This is a genomic window from Pectobacterium sp. A5351 (assembly GCF_028335745.1).
Taxonomy (GTDB): domain Bacteria; phylum Pseudomonadota; class Gammaproteobacteria; order Enterobacterales; family Enterobacteriaceae; genus Pectobacterium.
Genome location: NZ_CP116477.1, coordinates 322,601 through 341,990, shown reverse-complemented (window position 1 = coordinate 341,990; position 19,390 = coordinate 322,601). Strand labels below are relative to the sequence as shown.

The following is a 19,390-nucleotide window of genomic DNA, read 5'->3' as shown; positions in this document are numbered from 1 at the left end:
GCCGCGTTCTTTCATAAAAAGCGTCGTGGACAGTCATTCATCTTGCCTGTCCCCATAAAGCAAAACCCCGCCGAAGCGGCGTTTTATGATGAAGGGCGTTGACCGTTAAGCCGGGCTCTTTCATAAAAAGCGTCGTGGACAGTCATTCATCTTGCCTGTCCCCATAAAGCAAAACCCCGCCGAAGCGGGGTTTTATGATGAAGGGAGTTGACCGTTAAGCCGGGTTCTGTCGTGGACAGTCATTCATCTAGGCCAGCAATCACTCACTGGCTCAAGCAGCCTACCCGGGTTCAGTACGGGCCGTACCATGTGAACCCCTATTTGGCCTTGCTCCGGGTGGAGTTTACCGTGCCACGAACTGTTGCCAGTCGCGCGGTGCGCTCTTACCGCACCCTTTCACCCTTACCTGATCCCACTTGCGTGGGCCATCGGCGGTTTGCTCTCTGTTGCACTAGTCGTAGGCTTACGCCTCCCAGGCGTTACCTGGCACCCTGCCCTATGGAGCCCGGACTTTCCTCCCCTCCACCTGTCTCCCCCGAAAGGGACGGCAGTGAAGCGGCGACTGTCTGGTCAACTCCGGCGCGGATGATAGGGCAAATTGCCCTACTTGTCATCCCCCGATTCACCGCTATCGCCTTCTTGCTCCAGCCCATAGCGGTAAAGTGCGTTCTTCTTCACGCCATGAATCTCCGCCGCCAGCGCCGCCGCTTTCTTCAGGGGCAGCTCGGCGCGTAATAGCGTCAGCGTGCGCAACGCTTCCGCCGACAGCGCGCTGTCATCAGCCTGATGCCCTTCCACAATCAGCACCATTTCCCCTTTGCGCCGATTCTCATCTTCTTTCACCCAGGCCAGCAGTTCACCCACGGGCGCGCCGTGAATCGACTCCCAGGTTTTGGTGATTTCACGCGCTAATACGACATAGCGATCGACCCCCAGCACTTCGCTGATATCTTGTAGGCTGTCCAAAAGGCGATGGGTGGATTCATAGAAAATCAGCGTACGGGGTTCTTCCCCCAGATCGCGTAGCGTATCTTTACGCGCCTTGGTCTTGGCAGGAAGAAAACCTTCATAGCAAAAGCGGTCAGACGCCAAGCCAGACGCGGAGAGCGCCGTTATCGCCGCGCATGCGCCCGGTAGCGGCACCACGCGAACGCCCGCTTCGCGGCAGCGCCGAACTAAATGGTAACCGGGGTCGTTAATCAGCGGCGTACCCGCATCTGAAACCAGCGCGATGCTTTGCCCTGACTGCAATTTAGCCAGTAACACATCCGCTTTTTGTTGCTCGTTGTGATCGTGTAATGCGAACAGTCGCGCATTAATCGCAAAATGTTGTAACAGCAGACCGGTATGGCGGGTATCCTCTGCGGCGATCAGATCAACGCTCGCCAATACCGCCAGCGCACGCTGCGTGATGTCACCCAGATTGCCGATTGGCGTGGGGACAATGTAGAGGGTAGATGCAGAAATGTCTGCTTGTTGGTCTTGATTCATTGTTTCATCCGGGTTGCCGATTTAATATTGAGCATCTTTAAAAAAAATCACTGGATACAGTATGCTTCCCTTTCATTTCGTCCGTACCCAGGCAGGGCGTGTTATCCCTGTTTTGTTAGCGGCACTGTTTCTCGCAGGCTGTCCAAGTCACGCCCCGCAGAGCCCACCACCCGAGGTTCAGGGCAAAGCCGACGCATCATCCGATTATTATCTGCAACAGATGCAGCAAAGTAGCGATAATAACAAGGCTGACTGGCAATTACTTGCTATTCGTTCCCTGTTACAGGAAGGGAAAGCCCCTCAGGCAAGCCAGCAGTTCAACACGCTGCCAGAAAAATTAAGCTCGGCGCAAAAACAAGAACAACAACTACTTAGCGCGGAACTGTCTGTTGCACAAAACAGCATGAATGCGGCCAAGGCAGCACTGAGCCAGCTTGATGTGGGCGCGCTTTCCGATCAGCAGAAGCAACGTTATTACCAGGCGCAGATCAAAACCGCGCAAGGGCGTCCTTCCATTGAGCTACTGCGCGCCTATATCGCTCAAGAGCCGCAGTTGAAAGGCGACGAACATCAGATCAATCTCGATCAGACCTGGCTGACGTTGACGCAAATGTCACCGCAGGAGTCCAGCTCGCTGCTGATTAATGCGAATGAAAATGTGCTGCAAGGCTGGGTCGATCTACTCAATAACTATCAGGACAACCGGACTTCTCCCGATCAGTTAAAGAGTGCGATTCAGGACTGGCAGACCCGCTACCCGCATCATCCTGCGGCGAAAACGCTGCCTACACAGTTGAATCAAGTACTCAACTACCAGCAGTCATCGGTGAACAGCATCGCGCTGCTGTTACCACTTAACGGTCAGGCGCAGGTTTTTGCTAATGCCATTCAGCAAGGTTTTAACACGGCCAAGAACGGTCAGATAGCCACAGCGGCCATATCTGCCCCTGCTGCACCTTCGGCGGATACCACGCAAGCAGAACAGGTAACCCCGGCGTCAGAGGGTCAGAATACCCAATCCCCCGCGACGTACAGCGATCAGGCAGTCACCTCTCCGACACCAGCACTGGAAGCACAGGCAACAAGCGCTGGGCTGTCCAGTTCGCTTCCAGTCAAAGTGTATGACACCTCTTCACAGCCGCTGGCGAATATTCTCACACAGGCACAGCAAGATGGCGCATCGCTGGTCATCGGCCCTCTACTGAAAAATGAAGTAGATCAGTTGGCGAACAGCCAATCGCCGCTGAATATTTTGGCATTGAACCAGCCGGAACACGTCGAAAATAGCCCTAACATCTGTTACTTCGCGCTCTCTCCGGAAGATGAAGCCAGAGACGCGGCAAAATTTATCCACCAGCAGGGTAAACAGCAGCCGTTGGTCTTGGCGCCTCGCGGTGCGCTGGGCGACCGTATCGTTAATGCATTTGCTCAAGCCTGGAACCAACAAAGCAGTGCCAACCCTCTGCAACAGCGCTTTGGCAACACGGCGGAGCTAAAGCAGGCCATCAATAGCGGCGCAGGTTTAAGCCTGAGCGGCCAGCCGGTTAGCGTGTCGCAACAGCAAGCGCAACCGGGCACCACCATCGGAGGCTTAACGATTCCTTCACAGGTTCAACCGACGGTCAGCTCATCCGTTAGTGGCAATATCGATGCGGTCTACATCATCGCAACGCCAGACGAGCTGGCGCTGATTAAGCCGATGATCGATATGCGTACCACTTCACACGCACGCCCAGCGCTTTATGCCAGCTCACGTAGCTTCCAGGCTGGATTAGGCCCTGATTTCCGCCTTGAAATGGAAGGGTTGCAGTTCAGCGATATCCCGCTGTTAGCAGGCGCGAACCCAGCACTGATGCAGCAGGTCAGCAGCCAGTTTAAAAACGATTACTCATTAGTCCGCCTGTATGCCATGGGGATGGATGCCTGGACGCTGGCCAGCCACTTTGGTGAAATGCGCCAGATTCCGGGTCACCAGATTCCCGGCGCAACAGGCATGTTAAGCGCAGGGCCGGATTGCACTATCAATCGGCAGTTAACCTGGCAGCAATATCGCCAGGGTCAGTTGGTACCGGTTCTCTGAATCAGCGGGCCGCTGGCGCAGTTTATGAACAACAAGCCCGTCGTTATCTTGAACGCGCGGGTCTGACCTTCACCGCCGCAAATGTTACGCTACGCGGCGGTGAGTTGGACTTAATTATGCGTGACCGTCATATCTGGGTGTTTGTTGAAGTGCGCTATCGGCGCAACGCCCAGTTTGGCGATGCGGCAGCCAGCATCACCCGACGCAAACAGCAGCGGTTGCTGCATGCCGCCGCCGTGTGGTTGGCACAGCGAGGTGCCAGTTTTGACACGGTAGACTGCCGTTTTGACGTGCTGGCCATTACGGGCGACCAATTCGACTGGCTACCGAACGCCTTTGCCGCTCAGGGATAATTCATCCTTATGAATTTTAATTTACGTAGGTTAACTCAACGTGCTGGATAGAATAAAAGTTTGTTTTACCGAGAGTATTCAAACGCAGATTGCAGCGGCAGAAGCCTTGCCAGACGCCATTTCCCGTGGCGCAATTGCGATGGTGCAGTCTCTGCTGAACGGTAACAAGATTCTGTGCTGTGGTAACGGAACATCGGCAGCCAATTCGCAGCATTTTGCTGCCAGCATGATTAACCGCTTCGAGGCGGAACGCCCTAGTTTACCGGCCATCGCACTTAATGCGGATAATGTGGTCTTAACTGCGATAGCAAATGATCGCTTGCATGAAGAGGTCTATGCCAAACAAGTCAGAGCATTAGGTCAGGCAGGCGACGTATTACTGGCGATATCAACCCGTGGCAATAGCCGCGATATTGTTAAAGCCGTAGAGTCTGCTGTTACCCGCGACATGACGATTGTCGCCCTGACTGGCTACGATGGCGGAGAACTGGCTGGGCTGCTCGGGCCACAGGATGTGGAGATTCGCATCCCGTCACACCGCAGCGCCCGTATTCAGGAAATGCACATGCTGACAGTAAATTGCCTGTGCGATTTGATTGATAACACACTTTTTCCACACCAGAACGATTGAAGGAGCACTACATGAGGATAAGTTCTGCATTTGCCGTGCTGTCTATCGCCCTGCTGCTACAAGGCTGTGTCGGGGTTGTTGCGGTTGGCAGTGCCGTGGCGACCAAAACAGCCACAGACCCGCGTACTGTTGGCACGCAGGTTGACGATGGCACACTGGAAGTCCGCGTGACGAATGCAATCAGCAAAGACGAGCAGCTGAAAAAAGAAGCCCGTATCATTGCGACGGCTTATCAGGGGAAAGTCTTGTTAACAGGGCAAGCTCCGAACACAGAAATGGCAAACCGGGCTAAGCAAATTGCCCTTGGCGTGGAAGGTGCAGCCGAAGTCTACAACGAAATACGTCAAGGCACCCCAGTCTCAATGGGAACCGCCTCCATGGATACCTGGATCACCACCAAGGTTCGCTCACAGATTCTGGCAAGCGACACGGTTAAATCCTCTAACGTAAAAGTCACAACGGAAAACGGCGAAGTCTTCCTGTTAGGTCTGGTGACACAGCGTGAAGGCGCTTCCGCCGCAGAAATCGCCAGTAAGGTTGGCGGTGTGAAACACGTAACGACGGCCTTTACCTACCTGCAATAACGTTTTGATTTATTTAATACATTTTTCTTTTTAAAAACAAAAACCGCTGATGAAGACATCAGCGGTTTTTTTATCTTTGCACGTTTTTATTGTGGTTCGGCAGGCACGTATCGTCACCCGATGGAATCAGGGACAACCAAATTATGGTGTAGCAGGATTCAGCAACCAGAGCGCACGGCGGGTTTCTACGCTGACATGGCTCGGTTCTTTATCTCGCGCGCTGGCAGCACCAGTAAGTAACTCCGCAAAGCCCGCCTGCCTGATTTGCGTCTGGTAACGCGGTGTTTTCAAACCGTGCTCCGCCTGCAATAGCAGAGGAATGAGACGGCTGCTTTGTCTGTCCATCGTCTTGCGCGGCCACGCCTTGTTTTCATCCAGATACGGTGCCATAAAATCCAGCGCCTTTATCACACTGCTGCCCTTCGGCGTGTGGTATTGCCAGATATTCTCCCCGACACGCGAAGCCAACATCGCCATATCCGTTATCGCCTGAAGGTTGAAGTAGCTGTAATGGAAAGAGCGAGTGCGCGCCAGTTCCTCCGGCTGAGAACCATCCGGCAGCAACTGGTGATCCAGTTTTTCCCGCTGCAATTGCGCCATAGACTTCACCACGTCGATTTTTCCCAGATACCAGGCAATTCCCGCTACCTGTACGGTATACCAGCTACCGTGGTTGTTCTGGGCCGTTGCCTCTTTTTTCCCCAGCTTGCTGGTTTGCAGCCAGTGCAGATAATCGCTCATCCATTTCTGCATCTGTTGCTCATCCTGCGTCGTCCAGCCCGGAGCGTGACGCAGCATAATCAGGGAATCGACAATGCGGGTGGAAAAATAGCGTCCGTCCAATACACCCGCCCCTCTGCCCGGCGCGATGCCCGGCACACCTTGCGCGAAATCGAGATTAGGGTTCATGCGCGTAGCGGGGTCGATAAACCAGGTACGGATCATCGAGATGGCCTTATCGGCATAAGCCTGTTTGCCAGAGAAATACCACGCCAACGTCAACGCCTGCGTTTGGGCGGTGAATTTTGCCAGCCTAACCCCGTCAGTCTCTTCATCCTTACTGGCAGGGTTTACCTGCCCATCACGACGAATCCAGGGCAAACCATCAGCTTTGTCGGGATCGGGCCACCAGTAGGCGCTGAGGCTCAAATAATCATGTTTTGAACCGCTAGGGGGCGTGGATTTTTTTCCCGTCACGCTAGGGTTCTCAATTTTCAGTGCACGATCGGCTTCTGAAATGAGTTGCTCATACGCCATGCGCGTCTGCGGCTTTTCCGTTTTCTGTTGTAACTGCTGTTTTACCGAGGATAGCTGAGGCTGCTGCAAGAAGGCGTAGGGATTATCGGGGGGTGACGCTTTAGGCTCCGCATCCGCACGGGCAACGGAAGCCACACAACACAGTGCAACCAGTAAACCTGACCAATAACGTAACCGCATACTTTCTCCTGATGTCGAAAACACGACCGTTAACGCAAAAATTCCTCGGTATACTAACGAAGAACACTTATTAATTCAGATTGTTATCTCACAACAAATTGATTTCTCACAACAGATCGTTATCTCGCAAAAATGCGTCGCCGCCCATCTGTCTCATCTGACGCAAAATCCACTGCTGGCGTTGAATAACATAGCCGGAGGGGGCATTCGCACGAAAGCGAATAGGGTTAGGCAGCACCGCCGCCAGCAAGGCGGACTCGCTTGCCGCCAGCCTGCTGGCTGGCTTGTTGAAATAACGTCTGGCAGCCGCTTCCACGCCAAAGATACCGGGGCCAAATTCGGCGATATTCAGATACACGGTCAGGATCCGCCGTTTTGTCCAGACCAGCTCCACCCCGGTGGTAATCCCCGCTTCAAGCCCCTTACGTACCCAGCTACGTCCATCCCACAGGAACAGATTCTTCACCATCTGCTGTGAGAGCGTAGAAGCACCGCGAATCCGCTGTGTATTGCGCTCGTTGTGCTTCAATGCCTGACCAATCGCATCCAGATCGAAGCCCCAATGTTGAGGGAATTTTTGGTCTTCCGCCGCTATCACCGCCAGCGCCATTTCCGGTGCAATTTCCTCCATCGAAACCCAGTCAGAATGGGCAACATAGGAGAATTCGCCTTTTAGCCATGCGCTGATTTGCCTGTCGGCCATCACCGCAGAGAACGGCACTGGCAGGAAGGAAAACAGCAGGATGCCACCCAGCCACGCACCGATGACGACCAGCACACTGCGAACAATCAGACGCTTCAGCCACGTTAGCACGCCTCCACGCCCTCTGCTCCACCTCATTCGGTGAGATCCAAAACGCGGGCTACGAGCTTATCAATGCCTTTTGCCGCTTCGCTGATGGAGTTAGCCAGCATGTAAGCCGGTGTCGTCACGATTTTATGTTCCGCATCAACCACGATATCATCGACCGGACAAACAACATGGATGCCGCCCATCTCTTCAACCGCTTCAGCGGTGTCAATATCGTTACCAATAGTTATGCGTACAGGTTCACCCAAAATCTTCGGCAGGAGCGCAGGTGAGATGCAAATAAAACCAATTGGTTTATTTTGCTTATAAATTTCCTGTGTGAGCAATTGCAGCGCTTCATCGATCTGACATGTCGTTCCTTGCGTCGCAAAGTCGCTTAAATTTTTCGCAGCACCAAAACCACCGGGCACAATCAGCGCATCTAAATCTTCTGTATTCGCGGTAGAAAGCGGCTGAATTTTTCCTCTGACGATCCGTGCCGATTCTGCTAAAACGTTGCGATTCTCACCAGTTACGTCACCCGTCAGGTGATTAACCACCTGTAATTGCGGCTTATCTGGCGCAAAGCAAACCGCTTCTGCGCCCGCGCGATCCAGCGCAAGTAACGTCAATACGGCTTCATGAATCTCGGAACCGTCATAAACACCACAGCCACTAAGGACAATGCCGACTCGTTTCATCATATTTTCCTTCATTTCATTACATCAACTAATTGATTTTTTAATTGACAAACACTAATCTACATCACACATTTTAATGATTCTTGTAACAAAGATTTCTACATTTGCTATTTTGTTGCTTGATGAAGATGTACAATAGTTAGGTTTTAATCACTGTTGTAAGATGTACTTAGAAACTAAGCTCTGCTTAGAAACATAGTTAAGTTAGAAACATAGTTAAGACACGAATATCCGCACTTGCGAGTTTACAAAACCTGAAATCTAGATGCAGGTGCATGTTTTCCCTGGTGTTGGCGCATAATTCGCGCACCCCGGCTTCGGCCGGGGTCATTTTTTTCTACCGTATGAAAACGTGCAAAGCCTCGCATTCCCTGTCCCTCTTCACTCGTAAACCCCGCTCAATGTGGCATCTTTTTGCATGATTTCGCGTGAGATGAAAAAATTTTTCTAACCGTTTCACTCGCCACGTCCCTGTGGCTGCACAGAACATATCAGGATTCTTTTTCTGCTTTTGCTACCCAATCACGCAGCACCTGAACATCATGACGCCAGTCGTGCTTAAGTTCATCGACCCATTCCTGCACGTTATCCCACCATGCTGGTAGCGATGAGGTCTGAATCTGCTGAGCAACTTGCTGCAAATGCCGTAACCCGACTGAACCTGCTGCCCCTTTGATTTTGTGCCCTTCTTCCGTAATGCCCTTCTGGTCACGCGCCGTCATGTTGGAATCCAGAATCGCCAGATAGCCCGGCATCATCTGTTCAAACATTTCCAGACTCTGATGAATCAGTTTCGGCCCGACCAAATCCAGATACTGCTCAAGCATCGGGATATCCAGCAGATCTTCTTCTGCTTTTGCCATTTCAGTCCCCTCCTCAATCACTGGTTCTTCCGTCCACACCGTGCGAGTGTCCCAGAATTGTTTGATGACAGCCGTCAGCGCTGGCACCGACAGCGGCTTGCTGAGCACATCATCCATACCCGCATCCAGATATTCGCGTTTATCTTTCAGCACATTCGCCGTCAGCGCCACCAGCGGCGGCAGACTGCGGTTGCCATAGCGTGAACGCAGCTGACGCGCGACGTCCAGCCCGGTCATATCTGGCAGTTGAATATCGAGCAGCACCAGATCGAACTCATCGGGATCGAACATATCCAGCGCCTCCTGTCCGGTCATGGCGACATCCACGCTATTGCCCAATTTTTCCAGCACCGAACGCGCAACCACCACGTTCAGTTCGATATCTTCCACCAGCAGAACGTGCAGCGCCGGTAGCGGCAAATCATCGTCGTCGTCCAGACCACTTCCCGCTTCATCGACGCTCGGCGCAATGACCGTCAGGGTAAAGCAGGAGCCTTTGCCCTGCGTGCTCGAAACCTGGATATCGCCTCCCATGTTCTGCGCCAGACGCTTCGACACGGCAAGACCGATTCCCGTCCCTGTCGCTGGCTTCCCACCGTGCTGGTCTTTGACCTGATAATACATGGCGAAGATTTTTTCCAGTTCATCCGCCGGAATGCCCATCCCGGAATCTTCCACTTCAAAGCGCAGGCGATCGCTTTTTTCATGCCAGACGCGCACCACAATTTCGCCTTTTTTGCCGTTCTCACCCTTCGGCGTGAATTTCACCGCATTACTGAGCAGGTTCCACAGGATCTGCCGCAGGCGCGTTCCGTCAGTAATGACTTTCTGCGGCAGAGGCTGGTGCTGATCCATAATCAGCTTCAGGCCTTTCGGTTCCGCCAACAAGCCGCCGAGATTCTCCAGATCCACCAGAAAACCAGTGAAATCAATCGGCTGGTTATCCAATTGCACCTTGCGGCGCTCCTGTTTATCCATCTCAATCACGTCGTTAAAGATATTGCCCAGCGTAATCGCGCTGACGTGGATGGTTTTCAGGTATTTTTGCTGTTCAGGGTCAAGTTGCGTATCCAGCAGGATGCGACTTAACCCGACAATGCCATTAAGCGGCGTACGAAGCTCGTGGCTGATTGTTGAGATAAAAGTGGTCTTCTCCCTACTGGCGTTCTCTAACGCGTCCTGGTAACGCTTACGCTCCGTTATATCGCGTCCAAACCCCATCAACCCGTGACGTTTACCCATCCGGTCATAAAACGGCACCTTACGCAGCTCAAAACAGGCTTTACGGCCATCGGGATAAACCAGCCACTGTTCATAGGTCAGAGAAACGTTATGACGGAACACTTTTTCGTCCGTCTCCATCACTTTCTCGGCAATATCGGGGGAGTAAACATCCTGCGGCGTCAGGCCAATGAGCTGCTTCTGGCTTTTGCCCACTAACAGCTCCATCGCCCGGTTGCAGCCGGAGAATTCTTTCTCTTCGTTACGGTAGTAAACCAAATCCGGCGAGGCATCGAGGAACGAGCGCAGCAACGCCGACTGTTGCTCCAGTTCAATCTGCGCCTGTTCACGGCGGGACATCTCGTCTTTGAGTCGGCTCATCACCAGCGCACGCGCATCTTCCGCTTTGATACGGTCAGCGATTTCCTGATTGAGCTGTGCGATGTTCTCCTGAAGCTGCGCATTCAGCTCCAGATCCCGATGGCGCATTTCTTCCAGCTTCGCCACCAGCTTCGACAGCCGCTGGCGCGACTCCTCGAGCTGTTCCACCACCACGGAGAGAAAATAAACGGCCCAGGGCGTAATCAGCAGCCCGAAGAAAATGGAACGGACGACGTCGATGTTCTCGACTTCCCCGCTGAGCAGCAGGGTGACGGCCATTTGCACCACCATCGCCAACAGCACCAATACCGAGGCCAGCAGCAGTGAAAAACGGACAAGCCCCAGTTTTACCATCAAATCAACATAGTACTGCGCCAACAGACGAATTTGCTTCATAGCGATTTCCCTTAGTCACCCACCCGCGCATCATAACGTAAAACGGCGGCTGATACGGTGCTGCCGCACAGATTCACGGCACGAAATATCAGCCTCTAACGCCCACCTCTTTTGACGCATTACATACTAGCGTAGCGGTAGGGCGTGCCGAGCGCGGAACCCTGTACACCATGCGTTTGCAGATAGCGATCCAGCTCGACCATGCCCGTCCAGCGGTTTTCACACCAGAGCGGAGCCAGCAGGGTCGGACGGCGAGCGCTGGCGGAAATGCGGTGATAGATCACCTCCGGCGGCGTATGGCGAATCATCTCTCCTGCCGTCTCCACATAGCGATCCAGTGCCAGCTCGGACAGCCTTCCCGCCCGCCAGGCTTTCGCCATCGTGCTGCCTTCCACGATATGGAGCGGGTGTAGCTTAATGCCCTCCACGCCGGTCTCAACCACCTGCTCCAGCGTCGATAAGCAGCGCTGTGCGTCTTCTCCCGGTAAACCGACAATCAGATGGCTACACACTTTCAGGCCGCGCTCACGTGCGCGGCGGGTGGTTTCCTGATAGCAGGCGAAATCATGTCCGCGATTAATCCGGTGCAGCGTTTTGTCACACGCACTTTGCAGCCCCAGTTCCAGCCAGACCTCGTAACCCTGTTCATGATAACGGGACAGCAAATCCAGCACCGCATCAGGCACGCAGTCAGGGCGCGTGCCCACACACAGTCCCACCATTTCGGCCTGTTTCAGCGCTTCCTGATACATGCTTTCCAGCACCTGAACTTCGGCATAGGTGCTAGTATACGCCTGGAAATACGCCAGATAGCGTTTGGCGCGGTTCACCTTTCCCGCCTGCGTTTCCAACTGCTGCGCAATACTGCGTTGCTGCATCTGTTCATCCGCAAACGAGGCCACATTGCAGAACGTACAGCCGCCTCGCCCCAGCGTGCCATCACGGTTAGGGCAATTAAAACCACCGTGTAGCGTCAGCTTGTGGATCTTCTCGCCATAGCGGCGTTGAAGATTTCCGCCAAACATATTGATTAATTTTTGCAATTGCATATTCTAACCTGCTCCCTTGAGGAACAGCAGACTACCTTTCTCTTGCCCCCTTCGCGATGACCGCGATCAATCACACACACCCCAACGAAATGCATTTTTATTCGCTTTTAGTGAAAATAAACTCACGTCTGTGCTAATTAATTTTTCTTATCCCGTATGCGCGCTTGATGAAAAGATGAAGCAATACTTAAAAATAGTTTCATTAAATCTAAAAGTAACCATATACAGCATAATATGCTGAGACTGAGAAACAATGCAGCACGGATAAGGGTTCTCGCGCTTTTATATAGTGATACAGCTCACACTTCAATTAAACGCCATAGTCATTTACCGAGATAATTTTTCTAAAAAAATCATTATCTTTCATAGGTATAATTAAAAACTATCGTTTATCAGCACATTTTGCACTGGTATTTGACCTGAACAGGCTTTCTCGCTAATTTGGGAATCCGCTGGAAGCTTTCCTGACGGGTCCATGATTCGTCATATTTATGCAGTAAATGAAGACTCCCTCTAAAAACAAGTCATTTACCACTTGTGAGACCGTCACGAGAGGCCGAAGAAGAGAGCGTAATACTAGCCGCTCAACGCCACGGTGCTTTCTCGCAGTAGGTTGTGAGAGTCACACAGAGCCTGGGGAGGTTCACTAATATGTTGTACGATGCATCCCAAGAGAGAGATAACTGTGGTTTCGGATTAATCGCCCATATAGAAGGTGAGCCGAGCCATAAAGTAGTGCGTACCGCGATTCACGCACTCGCACGCATGCAGCACCGTGGCGCAATCCTTGCTGACGGCAAGACTGGCGACGGCTGCGGTTTATTACTTCAGAAGCCAGACCGTTTCTTTCGTCTGGTGGCGGAAGAGCACGGCTGGCGCTTAGCCAAAAACTACGCTGTTGGCATGATGTTTCTCAATCAGGACGAAGAGCTGGCTCGCGCCACGCGTCGGATTGTAGAAGAAGAGTTGCAGAACGAAACGCTGTCCGTACTGGGCTGGCGTGAAGTGCCAACCAATCCGGATGTGCTGGGTGAAATTGCCCTGTCATCCATGCCGCGTATTGAGCAAATTTTCGTTAACGCCCCCGCTGGCTGGCGTCAACGTGATATGGAACGCCGTTTGTTCATGGCGCGCCGCCGTATCGAAAAGCGCATCGAAGATAAAGACTTCTACGTTTGTAGCTTCTCCAATCTGGTCACGATCTATAAAGGTCTGTGTATGCCGGCGGATCTGCCGCGCTTCTACCTCGATCTGGCTGACCTACGTCTGGAATCTTCGATCTGTCTGTTCCACCAGCGTTTCTCAACCAACACGGTACCCCGCTGGCCGCTGGCGCAGCCGTTCCGCTATCTGGCGCACAACGGCGAAATCAACACCATCGCTGGTAACCGCCAATGGGCACGCGCGCGCGCTTACAAATTCAAAACCCCGCTGATCCCAGACTTGCAGGATGCCGCGCCGTTCGTCAACGAAACCGGCTCTGACTCCAGCTCGCTGGATAACATGCTGGAACTGTTCCTGAGCGGCGGGATGGATATCATCCGCGCCATGCGCCTGCTGGTTCCGCCAGCCTGGCAGAACAACCCGGATATGGATCCTGAACTGCGCGCCTTCTTCGACTTTAACTCCATGCACATGGAGCCGTGGGATGGCCCGGCCGGTATCGTGATGTCCGACGGGCGCTATGCTGCCTGTAACCTGGATCGTAACGGCCTGCGCCCGGCGCGCTACGTCATCACCAAAGACAAGCTGATCACCTGTGCGTCTGAAGTCGGCATCTGGGATTATCAACCGGATGAAGTGGTTGAAAAAGGCCGCGTCGGTCCGGGTGAGCTGATGGTCATCGACACCCGCAGTGGCCGTATCCTGCACTCTGCTGAAACCGATGACGATCTGAAAAGCCGCCACCCTTACAAAGAGTGGATGGAGAAAAACGTTAAGCGCCTCGTGCCGTTTGAAGAGTTGCCAGACGATCAGGTCGGCAGCCGTGAATTCGACGATGAACTGCTGGAGACCTTCCAGAAACAGTACGGTTACAGCAGCGAAGAGCTGGATCAGGTCATCCGCGTGCTGGGCGAAAACGGTCAGGAAGCGACCGGTTCCATGGGCGATGACACGCCGTTCGCCGTGCTGTCGAGCCGTCCACGCATCATTTATGACTACTTCCGTCAGCAGTTCGCGCAGGTCACCAACCCGCCGATCGACCCGCTGCGTGAAGCCCATGTCATGTCGCTGGCGACCAGCATTGGTCGTGAAATGAACGTGTTCTGTGAAGCGGAAGGTCAGGCTCACCGTCTGAGCTTTAAATCACCGATCCTGCTTTACTCCGACTTCACCCAACTGACGTCGCAGGATGAACTGCACTATCGTGCCGACACGCTGGATCTGACGTTTGATCCGTCGCAGCAAACGCTACAACAGACGATCGAGAAACTGTGTGACGAAGCAGAAAGCAAAGTCAGAGACGGTGCCGTTCTGCTGGTGCTGTCCGACCGCGGCATTAGCGAATCACGCTTGCCTGTCCCTGCGCCAATGGCCGTCGGTGCCGTTCAGCGCCGTCTGGTCGAAAAGAGCCTGCGCTGTGATGCCAACATCATTGTCGAAACCGCCAGCGCACGCGACCCGCACCACTTTGCCGTGCTGTTAGGCTTTGGTGCAACGGCGATCTACCCTTACCTCGCTTACGAAACGCTGGCCCGGATGGTGGATAACCACACCATCGACAAACCTTATCGTGCCGTGATGCTGAACTACCGTAATGGCATCAACAAAGGCCTGTACAAGATTATGTCCAAAATGGGCATCTCGACGATTGCGTCTTACCGCTGCTCCAAGCTGTTTGAAGCCGTGGGCCTGCACAAAGATGTGTCGACGCAATGCTTCCTGGGCGTCGTCAGCCGCATCGGCGGTGCAAACTACAGCGACTTCGAACAAGATCTGTTGAACCTGTCCAAACGCGCCTGGCTGAAGCGTAAAACGCTGGAACAGGGCGGACTGCTGAAGTTTGTGCACGGCGGCGAATACCATGCCTACAACCCAGACGTGGTCACCACGCTGCAAACCGCGGTGAAAACCGGGGAGTACAGCGATTACGAGCAATACGCCAAACTGGTTAACGAGCGTCCAGCAGCGACCTTACGCGACCTGCTGGCACTGAAACCGCAAGAAGGCGCGGCTATCGCGATCGACAGCGTTGAACCCGCTTCTGAAATGTTCAAACGCTTCGATACCGCGGCCATGTCCATCGGCGCACTCAGCCCAGAAGCGCATGAATCACTGGCAGAAGCGATGAACGGGCTGGGCGGTTTCTCCAACTCCGGTGAAGGTGGTGAAGATCCCGCGCGTTACGGTACCAATAAAGTGTCCCGTATCAAGCAGGTTGCTTCTGGCCGCTTTGGTGTGACGCCAGCCTATTTGGTTAACGCTGATGTGATTCAGATTAAAGTGGCGCAGGGCGCGAAGCCGGGCGAAGGCGGTCAGTTACCGGGTGATAAAGTCACGCCGTACATTGCCCGTCTGCGTTATTCCGTGCCGGGTGTGACGCTGATTTCACCACCGCCGCACCACGACATTTACTCTATCGAAGATCTGGCACAGCTGATTTTCGATCTGAAACAGGTCAACCCGAAAGCGATGATTTCGGTAAAACTGGTGTCCGAACCGGGCGTCGGAACGATCGCTACAGGTGTTGCCAAGGCGTATGCCGACCTGATTACCATCGCTGGTTACGACGGCGGTACCGGTGCCAGCCCGCTGTCTTCCGTGAAATACGCGGGCTGCCCGTGGGAACTGGGTCTGGTAGAAACACAGCAAGCTTTGGTATCCAACGGTTTGCGCCACAAAATCCGCCTTCAAGTGGACGGTGGCCTGAAAACTGGCTTGGATATCGTCAAGGCAGCGATTTTGGGTGCGGAAAGCTTCGGCTTCGGTACCGGGCCAATGGTCGCACTGGGCTGTAAATACCTGCGTATCTGCCACCTGAACAACTGTGCGACCGGCGTTGCCACGCAGGATGAGAAGCTGCGTCGCGATCACTACCACGGTCTGCCTGAGCGTGTGACCAACTACTTCCAGTTCATCGCACACGAAACCCGCGTGCTGATGGCGGAGTTGGGCGTCAGCCGTCTGGTGGATCTGATTGGCCGCACCGACTTGCTGGTTGAGCTGGACGGTTTCAGCGCTAAACAGAACAAACTGGATCTGTCTCCGCTGCTGCACGCTGCACAGCCTCAGCCGGGCAAAGCGCTGTACTGCACTGAAAGCAATCTGTCGTTCGATAAAGGCTTGCTGAACAAAGAGTTGCTGGCACAGGCACAGCCGCACATCGATTCGAAACAGGGCAAAGCGCTCTACTTCGATATCCGTAACACCGATCGCTCCGTCGGCGCGACGCTGTCTGGTGCAATTGCCGAGAAACATGGCGATCAAGGGCTGGCTGGCGATCCGATCAAAGCCTACTTCTCCGGTACCGCAGGACAGAGCTTTGGCGTCTGGAACGCAGGCGGCGTGGAACTAAAATTAACTGGTGATGCCAACGACTATGTGGGCAAAGGCATGGCAGGCGGCAGCATCTCCGTGCGCCCTCCGGTGGGTTCCGCCTTCCGCAGCCACGAAGCCAGCATTATTGGTAACACCTGTCTCTACGGCGCGACTGGCGGTAAGCTGTTTGCCGCAGGCCGCGCCGGTGAGCGTTTCGCCGTACGTAACTCCGGCTGTATCACCGTGGTAGAAGGCATCGGCGATAACGGCTGTGAATACATGACGGGCGGTATCGTCTGCGTGCTGGGTCGTACTGGCGTGAACTTTGGCGCAGGCATGACCGGTGGATTCGCCTACGTGCTGGATGAAGACGGTGAATTCCGCAAACGCGTTAACCCGGAACTGGTGGAAGTGCTGGATGTCGAAGAACTGGCTATTCATGAAGAGCATCTTCGTGGCCTGATCACCGAGCACGTGCAGAATACCGGTTCACACCGCGGAGAAGAGATCCTCGCTAACTGGCCGACCTGGGCACCGAAGTTTGCTCTGGTGAAACCGAAGTCAAGTGATGTGAAGGCATTGTTGGGTCACCGTAGTCGTTCCGCAGCCGAGCTGCGGGTTCAGGCGCAGTAAGAGGTCATCATGAGTCAGAATGTTTACCAGTTTATCGACTTACAGCGCGTTGATCCGCCCAAGAAACCGCTGAAGATTCGTAAAATTGAATTTGTTGAGATCTACGAGCCGTTCTCAGAAAGCCAGTCCAAAGCTCAGGCAGATCGCTGCCTGTCGTGCGGTAACCCTTACTGTGAGTGGAAATGTCCGGTACATAACTACATCCCGAACTGGCTGAAGCTGGCGAACGAAGGTCGTATTATCGAAGCGGCGGAGTTATCGCACCAGACCAACAGCCTGCCGGAAGTCTGCGGTCGCGTGTGCCCGCAGGATCGTCTGTGTGAAGGTTCCTGTACGCTGAATGATGAGTTCGGCGCGGTCACCATCGGCAACATCGAGCGCTATATCAATGATAAAGCGATAGAGATGGGCTGGAAGCCAAGCGTTGCCAACGTCAAACCGACTGGCAAACGCGTCGCCATCATTGGTGCAGGCCCTGCTGGACTAGCCTGTGCCGACGTGCTGGCACGCAATGGCGTACAAGCCGTCGTCTTCGATCGTCATCCCGAGATCGGTGGCCTGCTGACCTTCGGTATCCCCTCTTTCAAGCTGGAAAAAGAGGTGATGGTGAAACGTCGTGAGATTTTCACCGAGATGGGCATCGAATTCCGTCTGAACACCGAAGTCGGCAAAGACGTGCAGATGAAAGCGCTGCTGGATGAATATGATGCCGTCTTCCTCGGCGTCGGCACCTATCAGTCTATGCGTGGCGGATTGGACAATGAAGACGCTCAGGGTGTCTACGATGCGCTGCCGTTCCTGATCGCCAACACTAAGCAGCTGATGGGCTTTGAAGCCGCAGCAGACGAGCCTTACGTCAGCATGCAAGGTAAACGCGTTGTGGTGCTGGGCGGTGGTGACACCGCGATGGACTGCGTGCGTACCTCGATTCGCCAGGGTTCAACGCACGTGACCTGTGCCTATCGTCGTGATGAAGAGAACATGCCGGGTTCCAAACGCGAAGTGAAAAACGCGCGTGAAGAAGGCGTCGAGTTCAAATTCAACCTGCAACCGTTAAGCGTCGAGATCAACGGCGCGGGCAAAGTGTGCGGCGTGAGAATGGCGCGTACCGCACTGGGTGCGCCGGATGCCAACGGGCGTCGTCGTCCTGAAATCGTAGAGGGTTCCGAACACGTTCTGGAAGCCGATGCGGTCATCATGGCGTTCGGCTTCCGTCCGCACAAAATGGCGTGGCTGGCAGAACATGACGTCAAACTGGACGATCAAGGTCGCATTGTCGCACCGGAAAGCTGCGATAACGCCTTCCAGACCAGCAACCCGAAAATTTTTGCGGGCGGCGATGCGGTACGTGGTTCCGACCTGGTGGTCACCGCCATCGCAGAAGGCCGTAAAGCCGCTGATGGCATCATGAACTATCTGGAAGTGTAAAAACGTGGAAGTGTAAAAACGACCCACTTCTCTTAAGGGCAGCGCTGGCTGCCCTTTTCTTTTTCCGTCCTTACCTAAGCCTTCAATCTTTACCTGCATAAAGCGCGATAATATCCTGCTCCGTCAGCGTCGGCGTCTTTTCAGCAAATGAGTAGTAGCCCGGTTTCTTATCAATATAAATCTGCGATATCAGCGTCTTACTCGTCTCCTCAGCAAAGAAACCCGCCGGAATATGATAGGCATTACCGCCACGCAGTCGGTAAAATAGATGCGTTCCACACACGCGGCAAAAACCGCGTTCGGCCCATTCCGATGATGGCCAGACCGTAATGTTCTCCTCACCTTCTATCTCAATCGCCGGATCCGTGCATTCGACGGACATCAAGGGTCCGCCGCCCCACGTCTGGCACATTCCACAATGGCACGCGCTGACATCACTCACCGAATGCGCCGTGGAAATCGTCACGCCGCCACATAAACAACGACCTTGATGCATAGCTTCCTCCCCTGATGTTCTGCGTTCTAGAATCGCAATATCCCATAAACAGGGAATATCACCGCTGGTTCCGGTTATAGCATAGGTTATATACGCCCTTGATCTTATTCTCAGGAAGTCGGACAGCGCTCAACTTTCATCGGTATCGCCCTAAAAGTCATAGTCAGAGGCTGAAGTAAGCCGCTCCGTAGCAGCCGATGACAATCAGCTCATCTCCCTGCGGAACATCACACCATAAAGTCCAATAAAACCTTTATCTTTCCACTTCTCTCTAAAGAACTTTTCGTAATAAATCCTGCAATATCACATTAAAGGCCTACACTTACCTCCGGCATTTACTTGTCTTTATTGAGATTGGATTTCATTAAGGAGGAACT

At 53.7% G+C, this 19,390-nt stretch carries 13 protein-coding genes and 1 other RNA gene; 6 read left to right on the top strand and 8 right to left on the bottom strand.

Going from position 1 to position 19,390, the window contains the following annotated elements; all coding sequences use genetic code 11:
• Positions 1–199: 199 nt before the first annotated feature.
• An RNA gene (gene rnpB, locus O1Q74_RS01605) (RNase P RNA component class A) lies at positions 200–578 on the bottom strand.
• A gap of 25 nt (positions 579–603) precedes the next feature.
• Positions 604–1,491, bottom strand: a complete 888-nt coding sequence (gene rsmI / locus O1Q74_RS01600) for a 16S rRNA (cytidine(1402)-2'-O)-methyltransferase (protein WP_271875810.1) — start codon at positions 1,489–1,491, stop codon at positions 604–606.
• Between the two features lie 61 nt (positions 1,492–1,552).
• On the opposite strand from rsmI, the gene O1Q74_RS01595 reads away from it, so the two are divergent.
• The 4 genes from O1Q74_RS01595 to dolP are packed head-to-tail and all read left to right on the top strand — an operon-like array spanning position 1,553 to position 5,139.
• Complete coding sequence (locus O1Q74_RS01595; RefSeq protein ID WP_271875809.1) at positions 1,553–3,571, top strand: penicillin-binding protein activator; 2,019 nt, start codon at positions 1,553–1,555, stop codon at positions 3,569–3,571.
• Positions 3,568–3,924, top strand: a complete 357-nt coding sequence (locus tag O1Q74_RS01590; RefSeq protein WP_271878699.1) for a YraN family protein — start codon at positions 3,568–3,570, stop codon at positions 3,922–3,924. Before O1Q74_RS01595 ends, O1Q74_RS01590 begins: the two co-directional genes overlap by 4 nt.
• A gap of 40 nt (positions 3,925–3,964) precedes the next feature.
• Complete coding sequence (gene diaA / locus O1Q74_RS01585) at positions 3,965–4,555, top strand: DnaA initiator-associating protein DiaA (RefSeq protein ID WP_005975525.1); 591 nt, start codon at positions 3,965–3,967, stop codon at positions 4,553–4,555.
• 11 nt (positions 4,556–4,566) lie between these two features.
• Complete coding sequence (dolP, locus tag O1Q74_RS01580) at positions 4,567–5,139, top strand: division/outer membrane stress-associated lipid-binding lipoprotein (RefSeq protein WP_271875808.1); 573 nt, start codon at positions 4,567–4,569, stop codon at positions 5,137–5,139.
• Positions 5,140–5,280: 141 nt separating this feature from the next.
• Here the strand turns inward: dolP and O1Q74_RS01575 are convergent, their stop codons facing one another.
• From O1Q74_RS01575 to O1Q74_RS01555, 5 genes are all read right to left on the bottom strand, one after another.
• Complete coding sequence (locus O1Q74_RS01575) at positions 5,281–6,576, bottom strand: alginate lyase family protein (protein ID WP_271875807.1); 1,296 nt, start codon at positions 6,574–6,576, stop codon at positions 5,281–5,283.
• Between the two features lie 106 nt (positions 6,577–6,682).
• Positions 6,683–7,417 carry a monofunctional biosynthetic peptidoglycan transglycosylase gene (gene mtgA / locus O1Q74_RS01570; protein WP_271875806.1) on the bottom strand — a complete coding sequence of 245 codons (735 nt, stop codon included), beginning with the start codon at positions 7,415–7,417 and terminating at the stop codon, positions 6,683–6,685.
• Positions 7,414–8,067, bottom strand: coding sequence for an isoprenoid biosynthesis glyoxalase ElbB (elbB, locus tag O1Q74_RS01565; protein WP_271878697.1), 654 nt, complete (start codon positions 8,065–8,067; stop codon positions 7,414–7,416). The genes mtgA and elbB overlap by 4 nt, the downstream gene beginning before the upstream one ends.
• Before the next feature lie 491 nt (positions 8,068–8,558).
• A complete protein-coding gene (arcB, locus tag O1Q74_RS01560; protein ID WP_271875805.1) occupies positions 8,559–10,928 on the bottom strand; it encodes an aerobic respiration two-component sensor histidine kinase ArcB in 2,370 nt (789 codons plus the stop codon).
• Positions 10,929–11,047: 119 nt separating this feature from the next.
• Positions 11,048–11,977, bottom strand: coding sequence for a TIGR01212 family radical SAM protein (locus O1Q74_RS01555; RefSeq protein ID WP_271875804.1), 930 nt, complete (start codon positions 11,975–11,977; stop codon positions 11,048–11,050).
• Between the two features lie 651 nt (positions 11,978–12,628).
• Here O1Q74_RS01555 and gltB point away from each other — a divergent pair.
• Both gltB and O1Q74_RS01545 read left to right on the top strand, forming a co-directional pair.
• The gene (gene gltB / locus O1Q74_RS01550) at positions 12,629–17,089 is read left to right on the top strand and encodes a glutamate synthase large subunit (protein WP_271875803.1); all 4,461 of its coding nucleotides are present in this window, start codon (positions 12,629–12,631) and stop codon (positions 17,087–17,089) included.
• Between the two features lie 9 nt (positions 17,090–17,098).
• Positions 17,099–18,517 (top strand): glutamate synthase small subunit, encoded by a 1,419-nt coding sequence (locus O1Q74_RS01545; protein WP_271875802.1) that lies wholly within the window; start codon positions 17,099–17,101, stop codon positions 18,515–18,517.
• Between the two features lie 82 nt (positions 18,518–18,599).
• On the opposite strand, the gene O1Q74_RS01540 is transcribed toward O1Q74_RS01545, so the two are convergent.
• Positions 18,600–19,013: a GFA family protein gene (locus O1Q74_RS01540; protein ID WP_271875801.1), complete on the bottom strand. Its 414-nt coding sequence runs from the start codon at positions 19,011–19,013 to the stop codon at positions 18,600–18,602.
• Between the last annotated feature and the right edge of the window lie 377 nt (positions 19,014–19,390).